Here is a 19547-nt window from a genome sequence, read left to right as displayed (position 1 = left end):
CTTATTTTTCCAACGCGACAGTGTGGCTGCCGTTGAGCGTGATGTCTTTGCCGTACACCTGCAAATCGAGCGGTTCGCCTTTGAGCAGGGTGAAGACGACGTTTTTTTTGCCGACGGCGACTTTAATCAGACGGCCTCGGTAGTTGATGTGGAAGGCATAGCCTGTCCACGCACTCGGTAGGAACGGTGCGAAGCTGAGTTTGCCGCCCCAAGTTTTCATTTGGGCGAAACCTTGGACGATGGCGAGCCACGAGCCGGTCATGGAGGTGATGTGCAGGCCGTCTTCGGTGTCGTTGTTGTAGTTATCCAAGTCCAAGCGGGCGGTGCGCTGGTACATTTCTACGGCTTTTTCTTCTTTGCCCAGTTCGGCGGCAAGGATGGCGTGGATACAAGGCGACAACGAGCTTTCGTGCACGGTCATCGGTTCGTAGAAGTCGAAGTTGCGGCGTTTTTCGTCGATATTGAAACGGTCGCCGAAGAAGTAGATGCCTTGCAATACGTCCGCCTGTTTGATGAAGGGCGAACGCAGGATTTTGTCCCACGACCATTTCTGGTTGAGCGGCAAATCGTCGGGCGAAAGCGCGGACACAGGGCGGATGTCTTTGTCGAGGAAGCCGTCGTGCTGCACGAATACGCCGAGTTCTTCGTCATGCGGACGGTACATATTCGCGCTGATGTCCGCCCATTTTTCCAGCTCGGCGGCACTCACGTTCAAATCGGGGCGCGGGTATTTCGCCAAGGCTTCGCGGGTGTAGTCCAATACCCATGCGGCGAGGGTGTTGGTGTACCAGTTGTTGTTGATGTTGTTTTCGTATTCGTTCGGGCCGGTTACGCCGTGAATCATGTATTTGCCGTTGCGTTTGGAGAAGTGGACGCGGTCCGCCCAGAAGCGGGACACTTCGACCAAGACTTCCAAGCCTTCTTTGGCAAGATAGCTTTCGTCGCCGGTGTAGTTGGTGTAGTTGTAGATGGCGTAAGGAATCGCGCCGTTGCGGTGGATTTCCTCGAAGGTAATTTCCCATTCGTTGTGGCACTCGATGCCCGTAAACGTCACCATCGGATAGAGTGCGCCCGCCAAGCCCTGTTCGCGCGCGTTGTGTTGCGCCTGCGGCAGTTGGTTGCGGCGGTATTGCAGCAGGTTGCGGGTAACTTCGGGTTCCGCCAGTGCGAGGTAGAGCGGCACGGCGTAGGCTTCGGTGTCCCAATAGGTCGCGCCGCCGTATTTTTCGCCGGTAAAGCCTTTGGGGCCGATGTTCAGACGCGCGTCTTCGCCGTAGTAGGTGGAGAACAGTTGGAACAGGTTGAAGCGGATGCCCTGCTGCGCTTCGTCGCTGCCTTCGATGAGCACGTCGGCGATTTCCCAACGGTGCAGCCAGCCTGCTTTGTGCGCCTCCAGCAAGGTTTCAAACGCAACGCCTGCGATTTTTTCCGACAAGGCGCGGCCTGCGGCTTTCACCGCTTCCAAGCCTTGATAATCGCGGCTGGTGGTAACAATCACGCGTTTTTCAAAGGTTTCGGGCGTGCCGCCGACTTCGGCTTGGAAAGAATTGGAGACCTGCCAATCGGTTTGGCTGCCGCCGAGGGCTTTGAAGCTGCCGGCGAAGGTTTGCTCGGCGTTGACGATGAATTGTTCCACGCCGAAGGGATTGGCGACGGTTTGGGTGGCAATGTAGGAGAGGTCGTCTGAAACGCCTTTGTCCAATACCTGCCAGAATTTTTCTTCGTAGTTGGAGTCTTCGTTTTTCACGTCGGCGTCGATGATGGAATCGATGCGGACTTGGTGGGTTTTGCCGTCAACAGATACGGCTTCCCAGCGGATGACCGCCAGCTCTTTTTGCGCGACGGACAGGAATTTGCACACATCGAAACGCACGCCGAATACGGTGAACGAGCGGCGCAACACGCCGTGCTGCATATCGAGTTCGACGGAGAAGTCGGTAACGTCATTTTTCGCCAAATCCACTTCCTGCCCGTCGACAAAGATTTTGACTTTGCTGAAATTGAGCGCGTTGATGGCTTTGCCGAAATATTTGGGGTAGCCGTTTTTCCACCAGCCGACGCGGGTTTTGTCGGGGAACCACACGCCGGCGATGTAGGTGCCCAAGTGGCTGTCGGCAGAGTAGGTTTCCTCAAAGCTGCCGCGCATACCCATATAGCCGTTGCCCAAGCTGGTCAGGCTCTCTTGCAGCCGTTTGTGTTCTTTTTCCAGTTTTGCCGAACGCAGCGTCCAAGGGCTGATTTCCATGATTCTTGTGTACATCGTAAAGCTCCTGTTTTGATGGTTTTATGGCAAACCGTTTTGAAATACGGTTCGTCTTACTTAAATCAAATAAAGCGTCGGCAGAAGTTTCAGACGACCCTCCTGCCGATAAATGAAGAAAATTATGCGCCGCCGTGTGTTTCTTTAATCAGGAACACGGAAAACGCGCCCAGCAGCAGGACGACGCCCCCTACCAAGAACATATTGGCCTGCAAACCGCCCATCATCGGGAACAACATGAAGCTCAACAGCGAAGCAACAATCTGAGGCATACAGATGGAGCCGTTGAACAAGCCCAAATAAGTGCCCATATGCTTGCCCGACAAGGCGTTGGTCACAATCGTCAGCGGATAAGTGATGATGCCCGCCCAAGCAATACCAATTAAGATGTAAGACAACACCAGCGCGTATTGGTTGCTGATGAAGAATACGGAGAAAAAGCCGAGCGCGCCCAAAGCCAGGCAGCTGAAATAACCCGCCTTATGGTATCGGTTGGGGATTTTCGCCAATACAAACGAACAAATCACCGCTGCAACCGACTGCACCGCCGCCAATACACCGTACCAGTTGCCCGCTTCCTGATAGCCTACGGAAGACGCATCGGTCGTATGCCAGACGTTTTCCGCAATCGCGCCTGCGGAATAAGTCCACATATATTGGAAGGCGAACCAGCAGAAAAACTGCACCAGAGTAACCGTCCAAAACGCTTTAGGCGCGGTTTTCAAGAGTTCGATCCAGTTGGTCTTCTCCTGATTCGCCGCCACGTCGATGCCGTGGTAGCGGGCGTAGGTTTCCGGATCGTATTCCTTCACTTTGAAAATCGTGAACGCGCTGGTAATCACCAGCAACGCCGCGCCCACATAAAACGCCACGACCACGGTCTGCGGCACGACGCCTTTCTCGGCAGTGTTCGCCAAACCGATATACGCGAACACAAACGGCAGAATCGCCGCCACAACCGCACCCGTATTCGCCAAGAAACTCTGAATCCCGTAGGCGTAGCCCTTCTGCTCCTCGTTGACCATGTCGCCGACCATCATCTTAAACGGCTGCATCGCCATATTCGACGACACGTCCAACAGCGCAATCATCAGCGCGCCGAACGACAAAGCCGCCAGCGACGCATAGCCGAAGCCGAAGCTGCCCGAGTTCGGCATCAAAATCATCACGATGACCGCAATCAGCGTGCCGTAAAGCAGATACGGCAGACGGCGGCCGCCCAAGCGCGGATTCCAAGTGCGGTCGGAGTAATGGCCGACAATCGGCTGCACCAGCATCCCCGCCAAAGGAGGCAGGATAAAGAACCAGCCGAGGCTGTGCGGGTCGGCGCCGAGCGTCTGGAAGATGCGGCTCATCTGCGAGCTTTGCAGGGTAAAGGCCGTTTGAACGCCGAGAAAGCCGAAACTGAGCATCCAAATCGTGCTTTTCGGCAGCGAGGGCAAGCCCTGCCGTGTTGTTTGCGTATTGTCCGACATGAGGTAGTCCTTTCGTTTTTTTGTAAAGAAAGTAGTAAATTTGTTTAAATTTTAAATATTGACCCGAAACTGTCCCGTTTGTTCATTTTGGCAGACCACATTCAATCCGGTGCGGCGTCGCCCCGCTTTAAAGCCAATCCACTATATTTTTGATAGTGTCGGCATCCGAAAATCAATCGGAGAGGTCGTCTGAAAAATATTTTAAAAACGTATCGGATGATGTTACAGAAGTATGTGTGCGTAAATTATGTGCCATTCTAGCCATACACCTAAAAGCCAAACAACCACTGCATACCTCAAACCTGCCTTACATCAAATATCCCTGTAAATTTTCTTATTTCCCACTTTACAGACTGGAGATACATACAGGTCGTCTGAAAAAACAGTTACGTTTTTTCAGACGACCTTTTCAGTTAAAAATAGTAAACCGCCTCGAAACGCGGTAAAATACGCTCCGTTTCCAACACGACGCCTGAATCAGCAGGCTTTTATTATGGACCTTCCCAGTTCGTTTTTACTGAACTTCCCTTCCGGTTTATCCCGAAATACACGATAACCATCCCGCCGAAATGCCCTCCTGCATCCGGCGGGCGGAGCATTTATGAGCATCGAACAAACCCCTCCGAACCTTGAAAACGACGGTATCGAAAGCGACGTAGAGCGCGTTTCCGCCGATTTCGACCGTATCCACGCGCTGTGCGAAATCCTCTCGCCCGCCTTCCCGCAAATTGAGGAAGGCGTGCCGATTGAGGACGAGGCGTTGCGCGACAAATTCACCGAGCTGACCGTCCTTTTGAACGAGCTGCACCCTGCCGACGTGGCGGCAGTGTTGGAGTCGTTGCCGCCGCGCGAGCGTAATGTCGTCTGGCTGTTGGTCACGCCGGAAGACGACGGCGAAGTGTTGCTGGAAGTGTCCGATGCGGTACGAGAAACGCTGATCGAGTCGATGGACAAAGACGAGCTGTTGGCGGCGGTCGATGACTTGGACGCGGACGAACTGGCGGAGCTGGCGGGCGATTTGCCGCACCAAGTGGTCTATGAAGCCTTGCAGACGCGTGACGAGGAAGAGCGCGCCCAAGTCAAAGCGGCGATGTCATATGAGGACAATCAAGTCGGCGCGATTATGGACTTCGAACTGGTCAGCATCCGCGCCGACGTTGCCTGCGAAGTGGTGCTGCGTTACCTGCGTCGTTTCGAAAGCCTGCCCGACCATACCGACAAGATTTTCGTGGTCGATGAAAACGACATCCTGCAAGGCGTGCTGCCCATCCGCAAACTTTTGGTCGCTGATCCTGAGGATTTGGTGGCGGACGTGATGGCGACCGAAGTCGTGCGTTTCCGTCCTGAAGACGACGTGGAAGAGGCGGCGCAGGCGTTCGAACGTTATGACTTGGTTACTGCGCCCGTAGTCGATGAAAACAAAAAGCTCATCGGCAGGATTACCATCGACGAGATGGTGGACGTTATCCGCGAAGAATCCGAAGCGGATATGTTGAACATGGCGGGTTTGCAGGAAGAGGAAGATTTGTTCGCGCCTGTCTGGGATTCGGTGAAAAACCGCTGGATGTGGCTTGCCGTCAACCTTTGCACTGCCTTTCTCGCCAGCCGCGTTATCGGCGCGTTTGAGGGCAGTATCGAAAAAATCGTCGCACTCGCCGCGCTGATGCCCATCGTCGCCGGTATCGGCGGAAACTCCGGCAACCAAACCATCACCATGATTGTCCGCGCGATGGCGATGGGGCAGTTGACAGGGATGCAGGCGGGACGTTTGTTGAAAAAAGAAGTCGGCGTTGCCTTGGTCAACGGCATCATCTGGGGAACGGTCATGGGCGTGGTGTCATGGCTGCTGTACGGCAGCATCGGCATCGGTTTGGTGATGGTCGCCGCGATGACACTGAACCTCTTGCTCGCTGCCTCAGTCGGCGTACTTATCCCCGTCATCATGGAAAAATCCGGCCGCGACCCTGCTTTGGGCAGCTCGGTGCTGATTACGGCGGTAACGGATTCCGGCGGTTTTCTGATTTTCTTGGGACTGGCGACAATGTTCTTGCTGTAAGGCCGTCTGAAAAGCGGATGGAAAAGATTAAAGGTCGTCTGAAACCATGTGATTATGGGTTTCAGACGACCTTTTTAATTTTTATGGGGGAGGAAAGTGAATCTAAGCTAAACAAACAGCTTTTCCTGATAGGCAAATCCAACGCGGCGGCGGGTAGGGCGTTGCGATACCTGCTGCGGATTGTAGCGTGGGCTTTGCCCACGGAATTGATGGTTTGGTTTCCGAGTCGGGAGATAACATAGCATCGTTTTTTCGTGGGCGAAGCCCACGCTACACTGCCCTACCCCACTATTATAGTGGATTAACTTTAAACCAGTACGGCGTTGCCTCGCCTTGCCGCACTATCTGTACTGTCTGCGGCTTCGTCGCCTTGTCCTGATTTAAAGTTAATCCACTATACTTTCAAGTCATCTAAAAACAGGTTACAAAGATAAAAGGTCGTCTGAAATACAAAATCAGTCCGCATTTGGGCGAAACTGTGTTTTCAGACGACCTATTGTGCAATAACCAAATCAATATACAAAAAACCGTCTGAAATCAATCTTTCAGACGACCTTTTGTGTTGCTTAAGCGTTAACGCCCGTACATTTCCCACAAGCTTTCTTGCAGGCTGAATGCGGGTTCGCCGTTTTCAGGTTGGGCGCGGATGTAGCTGCCGTCGGGCTGCATCAGCCAGGCGCGGGTGTTGTCTTGCAGTGCCATTTCGATGCCTTCGCGGATGACGCGGGCTTTGAGTTCGGGCGTGAAAATCGGGGTGGCGACTTCGATGCGGCGGAAGAAGTTGCGCCCCATCCAGTCTGCGCTGGAGATGAAGGCATCGTCCGCGCCGTTGTTGTGGAAGCAGTACACGCGGGAGTGTTCGAGCTGTCTGCCGATAATGGAGCGGACGCGGATGTTTTCGGACAGGCCTTTGACGCCGGGGCGCAGGATACACATGCCTCGCACGATGAGGTCGATTTGTACACCTGCGCTGCTGGCGCGGTAGAGGGCGTCGATGACGCTCGGTTCAATCAGCGAATTCATTTTGGCGCGGATGCGGGCGGGCTTGCCTGCTTTGGCGTGTTGGATTTCGCGCTCGATGCGGTCGATGACCATTTTGTGCAGGGTAAACGGGCTTTGGTAGAGCTTGTTCAGACGACCCGGTTTGCCCAAGCCTGTGATTTCCATAAAGAGGGTGTTCACGTCGGCGGTGATTTGGTCGTCGGCGGTGATGATGCCGAAGTCGGTGTAGATGCGCGATGTGCCTTGGTGGTAGTTGCCGGTGCCGAGGTGGGCGTAGCGTTTGAGCGCGCCGTTTTCGCGGCGGATGACGAGTGCCATCTTGGCGTGGATTTTGTAGCCGAATACACCGTAAACGACGTGTGCGCCTGCATTTTCAAGCTGTTGCGCCCAGTTGACGTTGTTGGCTTCGTCGAAACGCGCCATGAGTTCGACGACGACGGTCACTTGTTTGCCGGAAAGGGCGGCTTTCATCAGGGCGCGGACGAGTTCGGAATTGCTGCCGGTGCGGTAGATGGTCATTTTGACGGCGAGGACGGCGGGGTCGGCGGCAGCTTCGCGTATCATGTGGACGACGGGGTCGAAGGACTGATACGGATGGTGCAGCAGGATTGGGGACTGTTTCGCCAGTTTGAAAATCGATCCGTTCTTGCGCAGTGCTTTCAGACGACCTGCTCCGCGCGCAGGAAACTTGAGGTCGGGACGGTCAACCAAATCGGGAACGGCATTAAGGCGCACGAGGTTGACCGGGCCTTTGACTTGGTAAAGCTCGGCGGGGGTGAGTTTGAACTGGGCGAGCAGGAAGTTGTGGATGTGGGGCGGGCAGGTGTCGGCGACTTCGAGGCGCACGCCGTCGCCGTATTCGCGGTCGTGCAATTCGTTTTGAATGGCGGCGCGCAGGTTTTTGAGGTCTTCTTCATCGACGGTCAGGTCGCTGTCGCGGGTGAGGCGGAATTGGTGGCAGTCTTTAACCGTCATGCCGGGGAAGAGCTTGCCGACATGGGCGTGCAAGATGGAGGAGAGGAAGACGAAACCGCTGCCGCCTTCACACAACTCGGCAGGCAGAGGAACGACGCGCGGCAGGATGCGCGGGGCTTGCACAATCGCCATGCCGGAGGGGCGGCCGAATGCGTCCGTACCTTCCAATTCGACGGCGAAGTTGAGCGATTTGTTCAGCGGGCGCGGGAAGGGGTGCGACGGATCGAGTCCGATGGGGGTGAGGATGGGCAGCAGCTCGGCGTCGAAATACTGCTCAATCCATTTTTGCTGCCCTTGCGTCCAGTTGCGGCGGCGGTAGAAATGGATGCCTTGTTTGCTCAACTCGGGCTGCAAAACTTCGTTGAACAGGCGGTATTGCTCCTGTATCAGCGTTTGTGCTTCGGCGGAGACGGCGGCGATAGTTTCAGACGGCGTGGTGCCGTTGTCCAAACGCTCGTGCGGATTCATTTTTTGCGCACGTTTGAGCCACGCCATGCGTACCTCGAAAAATTCGTCGAGATTGGAAGAGACGATGCACAAAAACCGCAGACGTTCCAAAAGCGGCACGTTTTCATCCTGCGCCTGCGCCAAAACGCGGCGATTGAAAGCGAGCAGGCTCAGTTCGCGGCAGAGGATGCGGTTTTGTTCGGGCATGGTGTTCTCCTGAAGCGGGTGGGTCGGACAGTTAATTGGGAAGTATAACGCGTTTCGGACGGGCGGGGCAGTGGTGCGGGATGGGCGGGCGGTTGGTAGGGCGGGAGGTCATCTGAAAAGACAGATTCACTATAAAAACAAACGTATTTACAAAAGTAGAATTAAGATAAAAAACCATAAAAATAGTCGTCTGAAAATGAATTTGCGAGTTTGTTCTATCGTTTCAGACGACTATTTTCATCAGAGGAAGATTCGCGGGCGAAGCCCACGCTACGGATTGTCACGGTTGAGTTTAAACCGTTTCAAATAATAAAAGGTCGTCTGAACCCGTTTTCAGACGACCTCTTTGCCGTTTTATTTCACTGCCGATTCAAATCAGAACAAGCCGTGGATCACGCCGTCTGCGTCCACGTCGATTTTCTCGGCGGCGGGGACTTTGGGCAGGCCGGGCATTTTCATCATGTTGCCGCACAGGGCGACGATGAAGCCTGCGCCGGCAGAAACGGTGATGCCGCGCACGGTAATGCGGAAGCCTTCGGGGCAGCCCAAGAGTTTGGCGTTGTCGCTGAGGGAATATTGGGTTTTCGCCATGCAGACGGGCATTTTGTCCAAGCCCAGTTTTTCCAGCGAGGCGATTTCGGCGGCGGCTTCTGCGCTGAAATCGACGTCTTCCGCGCCGTACACTTTTTGGGCGATGGCGCGGATTTTTTCTTTAATGCTCAACTCGACATCGTAGGCGAAGCGGAAGTTATTGGGTTGGTTGTCGATGGCGTTGACGACTTTGCGCGCCAAATCTGAGCCGCCCGCGCCGCCTTTGCCCCACACTTCGGTCAGGGAAACTTCGACGCCGTGTTCGGCGCAGGCTTTTTCAATCATGGCCAACTCGGCATCGGAGTCGGACACGAAGCGGTTGATGGCGACGACGACGGGCAGGCCGAAGACGTTTTTCAGGTTGGAAATGTGTTTCAGCAGGTTGGACAGACCTTTTGCCAAGGCTTCGAGGTTTTCTTCGCCGAGGTTGGCACGTTCTACGCCGCCGTTGTATTTCAAGGCGCGGACGGTGGCGACGACGACGGCTGCGTCGGGTTTCAAACCGGCAAGGCGGCATTTGATGTCGCAGAATTTTTCCGCGCCCAAATCTGCGCCGAAGCCTGCTTCGGTCACGGCGTAATCGGCAAGGTGTTTCGCCAGACGTGTGGCGGTAACGGAGTTGCAGCCGTGGGCGATGTTGGCGAAGGGGCCGCCGTGTACGAAGGCGGGCGTGCCTTCGATGGTTTGCACCAAGTTAGGCTTGATGGCGTCTTTGAGCAATGCCGCCATCGCGCCGTGGGCTTTCAAATCTTTGGCGTAAACGGGGCTGCCGTCTTTGGCGTAGGCGACGAGGATGTTGCCCAAACGCTCTTTCAAATCGCTGATGTCTTTGGCGAGGCAGAATACCGCCATGACTTCGGAGGCGACGGTGATGTCGAAGCCGTCGGGACGGATCACGCCGTCAACGGGTTTGCCCATGCCGTCGATGATGTTGCGCAACTGGCGGTCGTTCATATCGACCACGCGCCGCCACAGCACGCGTTTGGGGTCGATGTTCAACTCGTTGCCTTGGTAGATGTGGTTGTCGAGCATGGCGGCGAGCAAGTTATTCGCCGCGCCGATGGCGTGGAAGTCGCCGGTGAAGTGCAGGTTGATGTCTTCCATCGGCAAAACTTGGGCATAGCCGCCGCCCGCCGCGCCGCCTTTGACGCCGAATACAGGCCCCAAAGAAGGCTCGCGCAGGGCGATAACGGCGTCTTTGCCGATGTGGCGCAACGCGTCCGCCAAACCGATGGTAACGGTGGTTTTGCCTTCACCCGCCGGAGTCGGGTTGATGGCGGTAACCAAAATCAGACGGCCTTGTTTTTGCGGCAGTTTGAACGCCTCGGCAGGATTGATTTTGGCTTTGTAATGGCCGTAGGGTTCGATATTGTCCACATTCAAACCCAGCTTGGCAGCAATTTCGCCAATCGGACGCATGGTGGAAGATTGGGCGATTTCGGCATCGGTTTTGAAGCTCATGATTTTCCTTTACTGAATGGGGAAGAAAAAGAGGAGAGTCGTCTGAAAGACCATCGGAAAGACAAACGCTGATGGATTCAAAAGAATATTAGGCATATTATAGCGTTATCTGAGAATGAATCGCAGTGAAAAATTCGATAATTCAATAAGAATGCAGTTCATATTGTTGACAATCCATAATCAAAGGTCGTCTGAAAATGTCTGCCCCAAAAGATTTGCACACCCACACCATACCCGCCGTCTGTTTCTCCGACACCGCCACCGAATACGTCCGCCTTTTAGTGCAGCAATTCAAACTCCCTACCCTGACCTGCCCGCCCGACAGCGGCGAATACCTGTTTGCCGATGCGGAGGGCGTCAGCTTGTGCCGCGCGGGGGAGAAGGGGCGCGTCCGCGTCGATTTCGGCGGTGGTGCAGCCCAATACCGGCGTACCAAAGGCGGCGGCGAACTGATTGCCAAAGCGGTGAACCATACGGCCAAACCGACCGTTTGGGACTGTACCGGCGGACTCGGACGCGACAGCTTCGTCCTCGCTTCGCTCGGTTTGAACGTCCAAACCTTCGAGCAGCATCCCGCCGTCGCCTGCCTGCTTGCCGACGGTCTCGAACGCGCGCTGCAAGAGCCTGAAATTCAAGACATCGCCCGCCGCATTACCTTCCGTCACGGCGACGCCGTCGAATTGATGCGGGAACTCGCCGCTCAATCGCGCCCCGACATCGTGTACCTCGACCCCATGTACCCCGAACGCCAAAAATCCGCCGCCGTCAAAAAAGAAATGGCGTATTTCCACAGCGTCGTCGGTGCCGCCCAAGAAGAAGCCGAGCTGCTTGCTGCCGCCCGCGCCGTCGCCAAAAAACGCGTCGTCGTCAAACGCCCGCGCCTCGGCGAATTTCTCAACGGCGAAAAACCCGCCTACCAATACACGGGCAAAAGCACCCGCTTCGATGTGTACTTGCCCGATCATCCGGTTAAAGACGGGGAATAATTCAAAATGCAAAGGTCGTCTGAAAATCAGTTTTCAGACGACCTTTGACCACCGCAACCATAAATCTCTTGCAAACCAAGCCGTCGCCATTCATTTCCGCACAAGCAAAAAGCCAGAAGGCCAGTCAGTTATTCCCCTCCATAAGAAATTCTCGCCCTTAAATCCTCATTAATATCAAAAAGTCGTCTGAAAGCAGGCAAAATGGTTTATCGGCATCCCGGCCTGAATTTTCAGACGACCTTTTCCCTTCATAAACCAACAAATTAGAATAAACACTCGCCGAAAAAATACACATTCTGCCGAAATCTCCGAATCTGCCCGTTTTGTTCAAAAACCGCCTTTTTTCGAGATTTTGCTAGACATTTGTCGGCAAGTTCGGGAAAATAGTCAAATTCATTTACGGGTTTTCTGCTCCTGAGAATGCCCCTTTATGCAACAAAATACTGTCCGGTTTGCGCCGTTGCCGCAGGCCGGTTGTTTTCTGAAATATCACGCAACAAACACGGCCGCTTCACGACATTTGGGCCGTATCGTAAAGGAACGAAAATGGATTTGCGCAAGTTAAAAAAACTGATTGATTTAGTAGAAGAATCAGGTATCGCCGAAATCGAAGTGACCGAAGGCGAGGAAAAAGTCCGTATTACCCGCGCCACCGCCGCTCCGGCTCCCGTTTATGCCGCGCCCGCCCATGTAGCAGCGCCTGCTCCTGCACCCGCCGCCGCTCCTGTTGCAGCAGCAGCCCCCGCTCCCGCAGCGCCTGCCGCCCGCGACCTGTCCAACGCGCAAAAATCGCCTATGGTCGGTACGTTCTACCGCGCGCCCGGCCCGAATGCTGCCGCCTTCGTCGAAGTTGGTCAGCAAGTCAAAGCCGGCGATACGCTGTGTATCATCGAAGCGATGAAGTTGATGAACGAAATCGAAGCCGAGAAATCCGGCACGGTTAAAGAAATTCTGGTGGAAAACGGTACGCCTGTGGAATTTGGCGAGCCGCTCTTCATCATCGAATAATTCGTTTTCAGACGACCTTCCGGATTGCGTGGAGGTCGTCTGAAATGCTTTCCAACTCAGGATTTCCACCATGCGCCTGCTGTTAGCCATCTTCCTGCCCTTTGCCGTATTCTTCACCATCGGCCGTCCGATTGCGGGCATCATCTGCCTGATTCTCCAATTCACCTTAATCGGCTGGATTCCTGCCGCCATGTGGGCGGTGTACGCGTTGAGCCAATACAAGACCGATGAAAAAATCCGCAATGCATTGGGCAAAAGGTAACAAGCAGGTCGTCTGAAACCACAGGAAAGGTCATCATGCTGAAAAAAGTATTAATCGCCAACCGAGGCGAAATCGCGCTGCGCGTCCTGCGTGCCTGCCGTGAAATGGGCATCGCCACCGTCGCCGTGCATTCCGAAGCCGATAAAGACAGTCTGCACGTCAAACTTGCCGACGAATCCGTGTGCATCGGTCCTGCCGCTTCCGCACAAAGCTATCTCAATATTCCCGCCATCATCGCCGCTGCTGAAGTAACCGGCGCGGATGCCATCCACCCGGGCTACGGCTTCCTTGCCGAAAATGCCAATTTTGCCGAACAAGTCGAACAATCCGGCTTCATCTTCATCGGCCCACGCGCCGAAACCATCCGCCTGATGGGCGACAAAGTTTCCGCCAAACACGCGATGATTGAAGCGGGCGTGCCTTGCGTTCCCGGTTCGGACGGCGCGCTGTCCGACGATCCCGCCGAAATCCTCAAAACTGCCGACAAAGTCGGTTATCCCGTGATTATCAAAGCATCGGGCGGCGGCGGCGGACGCGGTATGCGCGTGGTCGAGAAAAAAGAAGACCTCATCAAATCCGTCGAAATGACCAAAGCCGAAGCAGGCGCGGCGTTCGGCAACCCGATGGTCTATATGGAACGCTACCTGCAACGCCCGCGCCACGTCGAAATCCAAGTGCTCGCCGACGAACACGGCAACGCCATCTACCTTGCCGAGCGCGATTGCTCCATGCAGCGCCGCCACCAAAAAGTCATCGAAGAAGCACCTGCTCCCTTCATCGACGAAAAAGCCCGCGAAAAAATCGGCAAAGCCTGTACCGACGCCTGCAAACGCATCGGCTACCGTGGTGCAGGTACGTTTGAATTCCTGTATGAAAACGGCGAGTTTTTCTTCATCGAAATGAACACCCGTGTCCAAGTCGAACACCCTGTTACCGAGCTGATTACCGGTGTGGACATCGTACAGGAACAAATCCGCATTGCCGGCGGTCTGCCCCTGCAATACAAGCAAAAAGACATCCACATCGAAGGCCATGCTTTCGAGTGCCGCATCAATGCCGAAGACCCGTACAACTTCATCCCCAGCCCTGGTCTGATTGAAAGCTGCCACCTGCCCGGCGGCTTCGGCATCCGCGTGGACAGCCATATTTACCAAGGCTACCGCATCCCGCCGTACTACGACAGCCTGATCGGCAAAGTCTGCGTCATCGGCAAAACCCGCGAGCAGGCAATGGCAAAAATGCGCGTCGCCCTCGCCGAGCTTGCCGTAACCGGCATCAAAACCAATACCCCGCTTCACCGCGATTTGTTCAGCGACCCCGGTTTTGAAAAAGGCGGCGTCAGCATCCACTATCTGGAACACTGGCTGCAAGAACGCAAAGCCAAACAGGACAAATAAAACCGTCCCGCTTGGATAGTCGAAGGTCGTCTGAAAAACCGTATGGCTTTCAGACGACCTTTTTTCAGACAGATTGAAACCTGATTTCGGGCGTACATCAGCGATTGCCGACAAGCCTAGAATATAGCTAAATGACTTTATTTTAGATACGGAACTTACCGATTGTCGTCATTCCCGCGCAGGCGGGAATCCATTTTTAAAATTCAGAAACTGTTTTTCAAGTCAAGGTTTCTCAAGTTTTACGATGGATTCCCGCCGTAGCCTGTCCTCGCGTAGGCGGGGGCGGGAATGACGGAATTTGATAACATGCCGTATTTAAAGTTAAATATGTTTGCTATATGATTGAGCCAACCTATCCGCCACCATTTCAGCGCAATAAAGAATCCGTGTTCAGGCTGAAAAACAATCCAATCACACTGTTACGCCAATAGCCGAAACATACCGCAAACGCCCCAAATCGCGTATTTGCCTACCATTTCCTAATTTCAGACGACCCCACCGAGAAAGCCTACCATGTCCTATCAACAAATCACCATCAACGTCAACGACGCCGTCGCCGAACGCCTCGCCGACGCCCTGATGGAACACGGCGCACTCTCCGCCGCCATCGAAGACGCCTACGCAGGCACTGAAAACGAACAAGCCATCTTCGGCGAACCCGGTATGCCGACCGAACAAATCTGGCAGCAAAGCAAAGTCATCGCCCTGTTTGGCGAGCACGACGATGTCGCAGCCATGATTCAAGCCGCCAGCCAAGAATGCGGGTTGAAAGATTTGGCGTACACCAGCGAAATCCTCGCCGACCAAGATTGGGTACGCCTGACCCAAGCACAGTTCGACCCCATCCAAATTTCCGAACGCCTGTGGATTACCCCCTCTTGGCACGAAGCGCCCAATAGCAACGCCGTCAACCTCCAGCTCGACCCCGGCCTAGCCTTCGGCACCGGCAGCCACCCGACCACGCGCCTCTGCCTCAAATGGCTGGACACACAACTCAAAGGCGGCGAAAGCGTCCTCGACTACGGCTGCGGCTCCGGCATCCTGACCATCGCCGCCCTCAAGCTCGGCGCAGGTTCTGCCGTCGGCGTCGATATTGACGAACAGGCGATCCGCGCCAGCAAAGACAACGCCACACAAAACAACGTTGATGCACAGTTCTACCTGCCTGACGGCCTGCCGCAAGGACAATTCGACATCGTCGTCGCCAACATCCTCGCCAACCCTCTGCGCATGCTCGGCGAAATACTCGCCGCCCGCACCAAACAAGGCGGTCGCATCGTGTTGTCTGGTTTGCTGGACGAACAAGTCGAAGAACTCAGCGGTATTTACAGCCAATGGTTCGACATCGAGCCCGCCGAAATCGACGAAGGCTGGGCAAGGCTCAGCGGCGTCAAACGCTGATTAGCGATACGCTCAAACAAAAGGTCGTCTGAAAACCGATTCAGGTTTCAGACGACCTTTTGTGTTCAACCGATAATTTCAAAAAACTGCTGCATTACCTACAAATTTTTTTAGCCTACTTCATTAAGCGTGTGATCGTGAACCATTTTGACCAAACACGTTATCAAATTCATTGCTCTCTAAAATTTCTTTGATCTCCGCTACCTTGTCGTCATTCAAAACGACTTCACTGTATTGAGTAATGTATTCATTGAATTCAGCTGATTCAATGACATTATCCGGCATCATGGTTTGAAATTGGCAATTTCCCGCAAATACGACAACCGAATAAAACAAGCGCGGGCTTAAATCAAGCTGCCGCACCAATGCTTGAATATAACGTTGGTTCTGTGCCAAAGGATTGGGGAAAAGCATCTTGGTTCTATGGAATTTCTGCGTCCACATCCCGTCCCCGTTATCCCCCCAAATACGGCCTTGGTAATTCGGCGTCGATACGATAAAAATACCGAATCGTGAAACGTAAACATAATCAATTTGTTCATACGCTCCTGAAATACGTATATCAAGATGGCGGAAAACATGATATGAATTTTCATCCAAGTAGCATTGAGCACGCACATTAACCGCAAAACGACTGATAAACCGTTTTACTGAATATTGCTTACTGGCAAGCGCAGCCAAAATCAGTATCAGGCTATATCCCGCCATACCTGACACCCCATCCCCAAATATGAAATCAAAGTTCATGACAAATTTTCCGCAATATGAAATATTTATTTTTTCGTAATAGGTTACACATCAATTTATGATAATGTATTTTAAAATTATAACCCAATTAGCATTTTTTACAATAAAAATACCGCTTATGTAAAATAAAAACCTTTTGTCTCTAAAATTTGTTGTTTTTTGATTTCAGACACAATGGCAATCTTCCCAAATAGCCAAACTTTATTCATTATTTGGAATAGGCAAATAGGTGTCCTTAAAAACAAAAAAGTCGTCTTAAATACATTCAGACGACATTAATACCACTTTAAAATACGATAGATCCTTACCAAAAGATTTACTTTATCCTATAAAAACCGTATTCAGCAAACAACCTTTATCACTGACTCAGGAAAGCAAAATTATGCGCAATAAAGGAATCATTTAAAACTTTTCTATAGCATTCGTTACCTAAAGATTCCGTTCTTCTCAAAATCATCTATAATGAAAAAATAAAAAGCACGGTAATCAACCGTGCTTTTTGTAAAGCAAATCTGCTTATTTGTTTTTGTGCGAACGAAGATAATCCAAGGTTTTGAGCTGGGCAATCGCTGCAGCCAAGGCTTTATGCGCTTCGGCCAACGATTTATCGTCTTTCGCTTGAGAAATGCCGGTTTCCGCCGCTTTCTTGGCAGCTTCCGCACGCGCACGATCCATCTCGGAACTGCGTACGGCAACATCCGCCAACACAGTAAGTTGGTTGGGCTGCACTTCCAGCACCCCGCCGGAAACGGCAACAAGCACTTCTTCGGCTTCGCCGGGCACGGTCAAACGCAATGCTCCGGGACGTACCAAACTCATAATCGGCTCGTGTCGCGGATAAATACCGAGCTCACCTTGAACAGTCGGAACCACTACAAAACTGGCTTCGCCTGAATAGATGTTCTGCTCGCTACTTACCACTTCAACTCGCATGACGCTCATGCCGACCTCCTTAGTTTAAGGTTTTCGCTTTCTCGACCGCTTCTTCGATACCGCCTACCATGTAGAAAGCTTGTTCAGGCAGATGGTCGTATTCACCGTTCAAGATAGCTTTAAAGCCGGCAATGGTGTCACGCAGCGATACATATTTGCCGGGAGAGCCGGTAAATACTTCGGCAACATGGAACGGTTGCGACAGGAAGCGTTGGATCTTACGCGCGCGCATCACGGTCAGTTTATCTTCGTCTGACAATTCGTCCATACCCAGAATGGCGATAATATCGCGCAATTCTTTGTATTTTTGCAGAGTAGATTGTACGCCGCGGGCTACGTCATAGTGCTCTTGACCCAATACCATCGGATCTAGTTGGCGTGAAGTAGAGTCCAGCGGGTCAACTGCGGGGTAAATACCCAAAGAGGCAATATCACGGCTCAATACGACAGTGGCGTCCAAGTGGGCAAACGTTGTTGCAGGAGACGGGTCAGTCAAGTCATCCGCAGGTACATATACGGCTTGTATGGAAGTAATAGAGCCTGTTTGGGTAGAGGTAATACGCTCTTGCAAACGACCCATTTCTTCAGCCAATGTTGGTTGGTAGCCTACTGCAGAAGGCATACGACCGAGCAATGCGGATACTTCTGTACCGGCCAGGGTGTAACGGTAAATATTGTCCACGAAGAACAATACGTCGCGACCTTTGCCGCTTTCGTCTTTTTCATCACGGAAATATTCGGCCATAGTCAACCCGGTCAAGGCTACACGCAGACGGTTACCCGGAGGTTCGTTCATCTGACCGTAAACCATCGCCACTTTGTCCAATACGTTGGAATCTTTCATCTCGTGGTAGAAGTCGTTACCTTCACGGGTACGCTCCCCCACACCGGCGAACACGGACAAACCGCTATGCGCTTTGGCGATGTTGTTAATCAATTCCATCATGTTTACGGTTTTACCTACGCCGGCACCACCGAACAGACCTACTTTACCGCCTTTGGCAAACGGACACAGCAAGTCAATCACTTTAATGCCTGTTTCCAGCAGCTCGGTAGTAGCAGACAACTCATCGAATTTCGGAGCTGTCTGATGGATGGCGCGGTGTTTGTCGGTATCAATCGGACCTGCTTCATCAACAGGTGTACCCAACACATCGACAATACGTCCCAAAGTACCTTTACCTACCGGCACAGTAATCGGCGCACCTGTATTGCTTACAGTCATGCCGCGTTTCAGACCGTCCGAACTACCCATTGCAATAGTACGAACCACGCCGTCACCCAGAAGCTGTTGTACTTCCAAAGTCAAGCCGTTCGCATCCAATTTCAGGGCGTCGTAAACATGCGGAATGGCATCGCGCGGAAACTCCACGTCAACTACCGCACCAATAATTTGTACGATTTTGCCTTGGCTCATTATCGTATCCTAATTTCCTGTTCAGGTTTCAGACGACATTAAACTGCCGCTGCACCTGCTACAATTTCTGACAATTCCGTGGTAATCGCAGCTTGACGCGATTTGTTATATACCAAACGCAACTCTTTAATGGCATTGCCCGCATTGTCGGTGGCCGCTTTCATCGCCACCATACGCGCAGCTTGTTCTGATGCCATATTGTCACTCAATGCTTGGTAAACCACAGACTCTAAATAGCGGCGAACCAGATATTCCAACACAGCGATAGGACTTGGTTCATAACGATATTCCCAACTGAATGAAGAATAGTTATTCTCGTCTTCTATCACATTTTCGCCGATCGGCAGCAGAACCTCCAACCGTGGTTCTTGACGCATGGTATTAACAAAACGCGAATATACCAAATGTATTTTATCTAACTCATGCTTCTCGTAACGTTGGAAGATTTCAGTCAATGGACCAAGCAGCAATTCCATCTTCGGGGTATCCCCAAAATTAATCGCACTGGCAATAACGTTCAAACCGATGTTTTGACAAGCGGCTAAGCCTTTACTACCTAAACAGACAACATCAACTTCAATGCCCTGCTCTTGGTATTCTTGGACTTGCGCTAAAAATTTCTTCAAAACATTCGCGTTCAAACCACCGCAAAGACCTTTATCAGAGGTGATTAAAATGAAACCCACCCGACGTGTTTCACGATGAGGTGCCAATAATTTAATACCATGATCTTCATTGGTTTGCGCCAAATGACTCATAACTGTCCGCACTTTTTCGGCATACGGACGCGCTAAGCGCATCCGTTCCTGAGTCTTCCGCATTTTAGAGGTTGACACCATTTGCATCGCTTTAGTGATCTTTTGGGTATTTTGAACACTGCGGATTTTGGTGAGAATCTCTTTTCCGACTGCCATTTCAGACT

At 52.7% G+C, this 19547-nt stretch carries 15 protein-coding genes and 1 pseudogene; 7 read left to right on the top strand and 9 right to left on the bottom strand.

Annotated elements, in window-relative coordinates; all coding sequences use genetic code 11:
* Position 1 precedes the first annotated feature (1 nt).
* The gene (locus tag J7445_RS00750) at positions 2–2260 is read right to left on the bottom strand and encodes a glycoside hydrolase family 65 protein (protein ID WP_070655147.1); all 2259 of its coding nucleotides are present in this window, start codon (positions 2258–2260) and stop codon (positions 2–4) included.
* 122 nt (positions 2261–2382) lie between these two features.
* Complete coding sequence (locus J7445_RS00745) at positions 2383–3735, bottom strand: SLC45 family MFS transporter (RefSeq protein WP_070655145.1); 1353 nt, start codon at positions 3733–3735, stop codon at positions 2383–2385.
* A 601-nt stretch (positions 3736–4336) separates the two neighbouring features.
* Here J7445_RS00745 and mgtE point away from each other — a divergent pair.
* Together mgtE and J7445_RS00735 are read left to right on the top strand one after the other, a co-directional pair.
* Positions 4337–5791, top strand: coding sequence for a magnesium transporter (gene mgtE, locus J7445_RS00740; protein WP_070655143.1), 1455 nt, complete (start codon positions 4337–4339; stop codon positions 5789–5791).
* A gap of 17 nt (positions 5792–5808) precedes the next feature.
* On the top strand, positions 5809–6033 hold the full coding sequence (locus J7445_RS00735; protein WP_070439807.1) for a hypothetical protein: 225 nt from the start codon (positions 5809–5811) through the stop codon (positions 6031–6033).
* Between the two features lie 52 nt (positions 6034–6085).
* Here J7445_RS00735 and J7445_RS12390 read toward each other — a convergent pair.
* The 3 genes and pseudogenes from J7445_RS12390 to J7445_RS00725 all read right to left on the bottom strand — a co-directional run.
* Positions 6086–6193: pseudogene (locus J7445_RS12390) on the bottom strand (IS5/IS1182 family transposase); the annotation flags it as partial.
* Between the two features lie 171 nt (positions 6194–6364).
* Complete coding sequence (gene ppk1 / locus J7445_RS00730; RefSeq protein ID WP_070655141.1) at positions 6365–8422, bottom strand: polyphosphate kinase 1; 2058 nt, start codon at positions 8420–8422, stop codon at positions 6365–6367.
* Between the two features lie 375 nt (positions 8423–8797).
* Positions 8798–10474, bottom strand: a complete 1677-nt coding sequence (locus J7445_RS00725) for a formate--tetrahydrofolate ligase (protein WP_070655139.1) — start codon at positions 10472–10474, stop codon at positions 8798–8800.
* Positions 10475–10704: 230 nt separating this feature from the next.
* Here J7445_RS00725 and J7445_RS00720 point away from each other — a divergent pair, with 230 nt between their 5' ends.
* From J7445_RS00720 to prmA, 5 genes are all read left to right on the top strand, one after another.
* Complete coding sequence (locus tag J7445_RS00720) at positions 10705–11460, top strand: class I SAM-dependent methyltransferase (RefSeq protein ID WP_425326075.1); 756 nt, start codon at positions 10705–10707, stop codon at positions 11458–11460.
* Positions 11461–12006: 546 nt separating this feature from the next.
* The gene (accB, locus tag J7445_RS00715; RefSeq protein ID WP_070654498.1) at positions 12007–12468 is read left to right on the top strand and encodes an acetyl-CoA carboxylase biotin carboxyl carrier protein; all 462 of its coding nucleotides are present in this window, start codon (positions 12007–12009) and stop codon (positions 12466–12468) included.
* 70 nt (positions 12469–12538) lie between these two features.
* A complete protein-coding gene (locus J7445_RS00710; RefSeq protein ID WP_003741645.1) occupies positions 12539–12730 on the top strand; it encodes a YqaE/Pmp3 family membrane protein in 192 nt (63 codons plus the stop codon).
* 35 nt (positions 12731–12765) lie between these two features.
* A complete protein-coding gene (accC, locus tag J7445_RS00705) occupies positions 12766–14127 on the top strand; it encodes an acetyl-CoA carboxylase biotin carboxylase subunit (RefSeq protein ID WP_070654500.1) in 1362 nt (453 codons plus the stop codon).
* Between the two features lie 513 nt (positions 14128–14640).
* Positions 14641–15528 carry a 50S ribosomal protein L11 methyltransferase gene (gene prmA / locus J7445_RS00700; protein ID WP_070654502.1) on the top strand — a complete coding sequence of 296 codons (888 nt, stop codon included), beginning with the start codon at positions 14641–14643 and terminating at the stop codon, positions 15526–15528.
* A gap of 123 nt (positions 15529–15651) precedes the next feature.
* On the opposite strand, the gene J7445_RS00695 is transcribed toward prmA, so the two are convergent.
* The 4 genes from J7445_RS00695 to atpG form a co-directional block, all read right to left on the bottom strand.
* A complete protein-coding gene (locus tag J7445_RS00695) occupies positions 15652–16275 on the bottom strand; it encodes a nuclease-related domain-containing protein (RefSeq protein ID WP_070654504.1) in 624 nt (207 codons plus the stop codon).
* A 516-nt stretch (positions 16276–16791) separates the two neighbouring features.
* Positions 16792–17217, bottom strand: coding sequence for a F0F1 ATP synthase subunit epsilon (locus tag J7445_RS00690; protein WP_070654506.1), 426 nt, complete (start codon positions 17215–17217; stop codon positions 16792–16794).
* Between the two features lie 10 nt (positions 17218–17227).
* Positions 17228–18625, bottom strand: coding sequence for a F0F1 ATP synthase subunit beta (atpD, locus tag J7445_RS00685; RefSeq protein ID WP_049228626.1), 1398 nt, complete (start codon positions 18623–18625; stop codon positions 17228–17230).
* A 38-nt stretch (positions 18626–18663) separates the two neighbouring features.
* Positions 18664–19539, bottom strand: coding sequence for a F0F1 ATP synthase subunit gamma (gene atpG, locus J7445_RS00680; protein WP_070654509.1), 876 nt, complete (start codon positions 19537–19539; stop codon positions 18664–18666).
* Between the last annotated feature and the right edge of the window lie 8 nt (positions 19540–19547).

This window comes from Neisseria sicca, from assembly GCF_017753665.1.
Taxonomy (GTDB): Bacteria; Pseudomonadota; Gammaproteobacteria; order Burkholderiales; family Neisseriaceae; genus Neisseria; species Neisseria flava.
This window is presented reverse-complemented; position numbering and strand designations above follow the sequence as displayed.

What these genes read in the sequence shown, in the direction of transcription:
- J7445_RS00750 (WP_070655147.1), bottom strand. Translation starts at nt 2,260, where the DNA reads ATGTACACAAGAATCATGGAAATCAGCCCTTGGACGCTGCGTTCGGCA.
- J7445_RS00745 (WP_070655145.1), bottom strand. Translation starts at nt 3,735, where the DNA reads ATGTCGGACAATACGCAAACAACACGGCAGGGCTTGCCCTCGCTGCCG.
- mgtE (WP_070655143.1), top strand. Translation starts at nt 4,337, where the DNA reads ATGAGCATCGAACAAACCCCTCCGAACCTTGAAAACGACGGTATCGAA.
- J7445_RS00735 (WP_070439807.1), top strand. Translation starts at nt 5,809, where the DNA reads ATGGAAAAGATTAAAGGTCGTCTGAAACCATGTGATTATGGGTTTCAG.
- ppk1 (WP_070655141.1), bottom strand. Translation starts at nt 8,422, where the DNA reads ATGCCCGAACAAAACCGCATCCTCTGCCGCGAACTGAGCCTGCTCGCT.
- J7445_RS00725 (WP_070655139.1), bottom strand. Translation starts at nt 10,474, where the DNA reads ATGAGCTTCAAAACCGATGCCGAAATCGCCCAATCTTCCACCATGCGT.
- accB (WP_070654498.1), top strand. Translation starts at nt 12,007, where the DNA reads ATGGATTTGCGCAAGTTAAAAAAACTGATTGATTTAGTAGAAGAATCA.
- J7445_RS00710 (WP_003741645.1), top strand. Translation starts at nt 12,539, where the DNA reads ATGCGCCTGCTGTTAGCCATCTTCCTGCCCTTTGCCGTATTCTTCACC.
- accC (WP_070654500.1), top strand. Translation starts at nt 12,766, where the DNA reads ATGCTGAAAAAAGTATTAATCGCCAACCGAGGCGAAATCGCGCTGCGC.
- prmA (WP_070654502.1), top strand. Translation starts at nt 14,641, where the DNA reads ATGTCCTATCAACAAATCACCATCAACGTCAACGACGCCGTCGCCGAA.
- J7445_RS00695 (WP_070654504.1), bottom strand. Translation starts at nt 16,275, where the DNA reads ATGAACTTTGATTTCATATTTGGGGATGGGGTGTCAGGTATGGCGGGA.
- J7445_RS00690 (WP_070654506.1), bottom strand. Translation starts at nt 17,217, where the DNA reads ATGAGCGTCATGCGAGTTGAAGTGGTAAGTAGCGAGCAGAACATCTAT.
- atpD (WP_049228626.1), bottom strand. Translation starts at nt 18,625, where the DNA reads ATGAGCCAAGGCAAAATCGTACAAATTATTGGTGCGGTAGTTGACGTG.
- atpG (WP_070654509.1), bottom strand. Translation starts at nt 19,539, where the DNA reads ATGGCAGTCGGAAAAGAGATTCTCACCAAAATCCGCAGTGTTCAAAAT.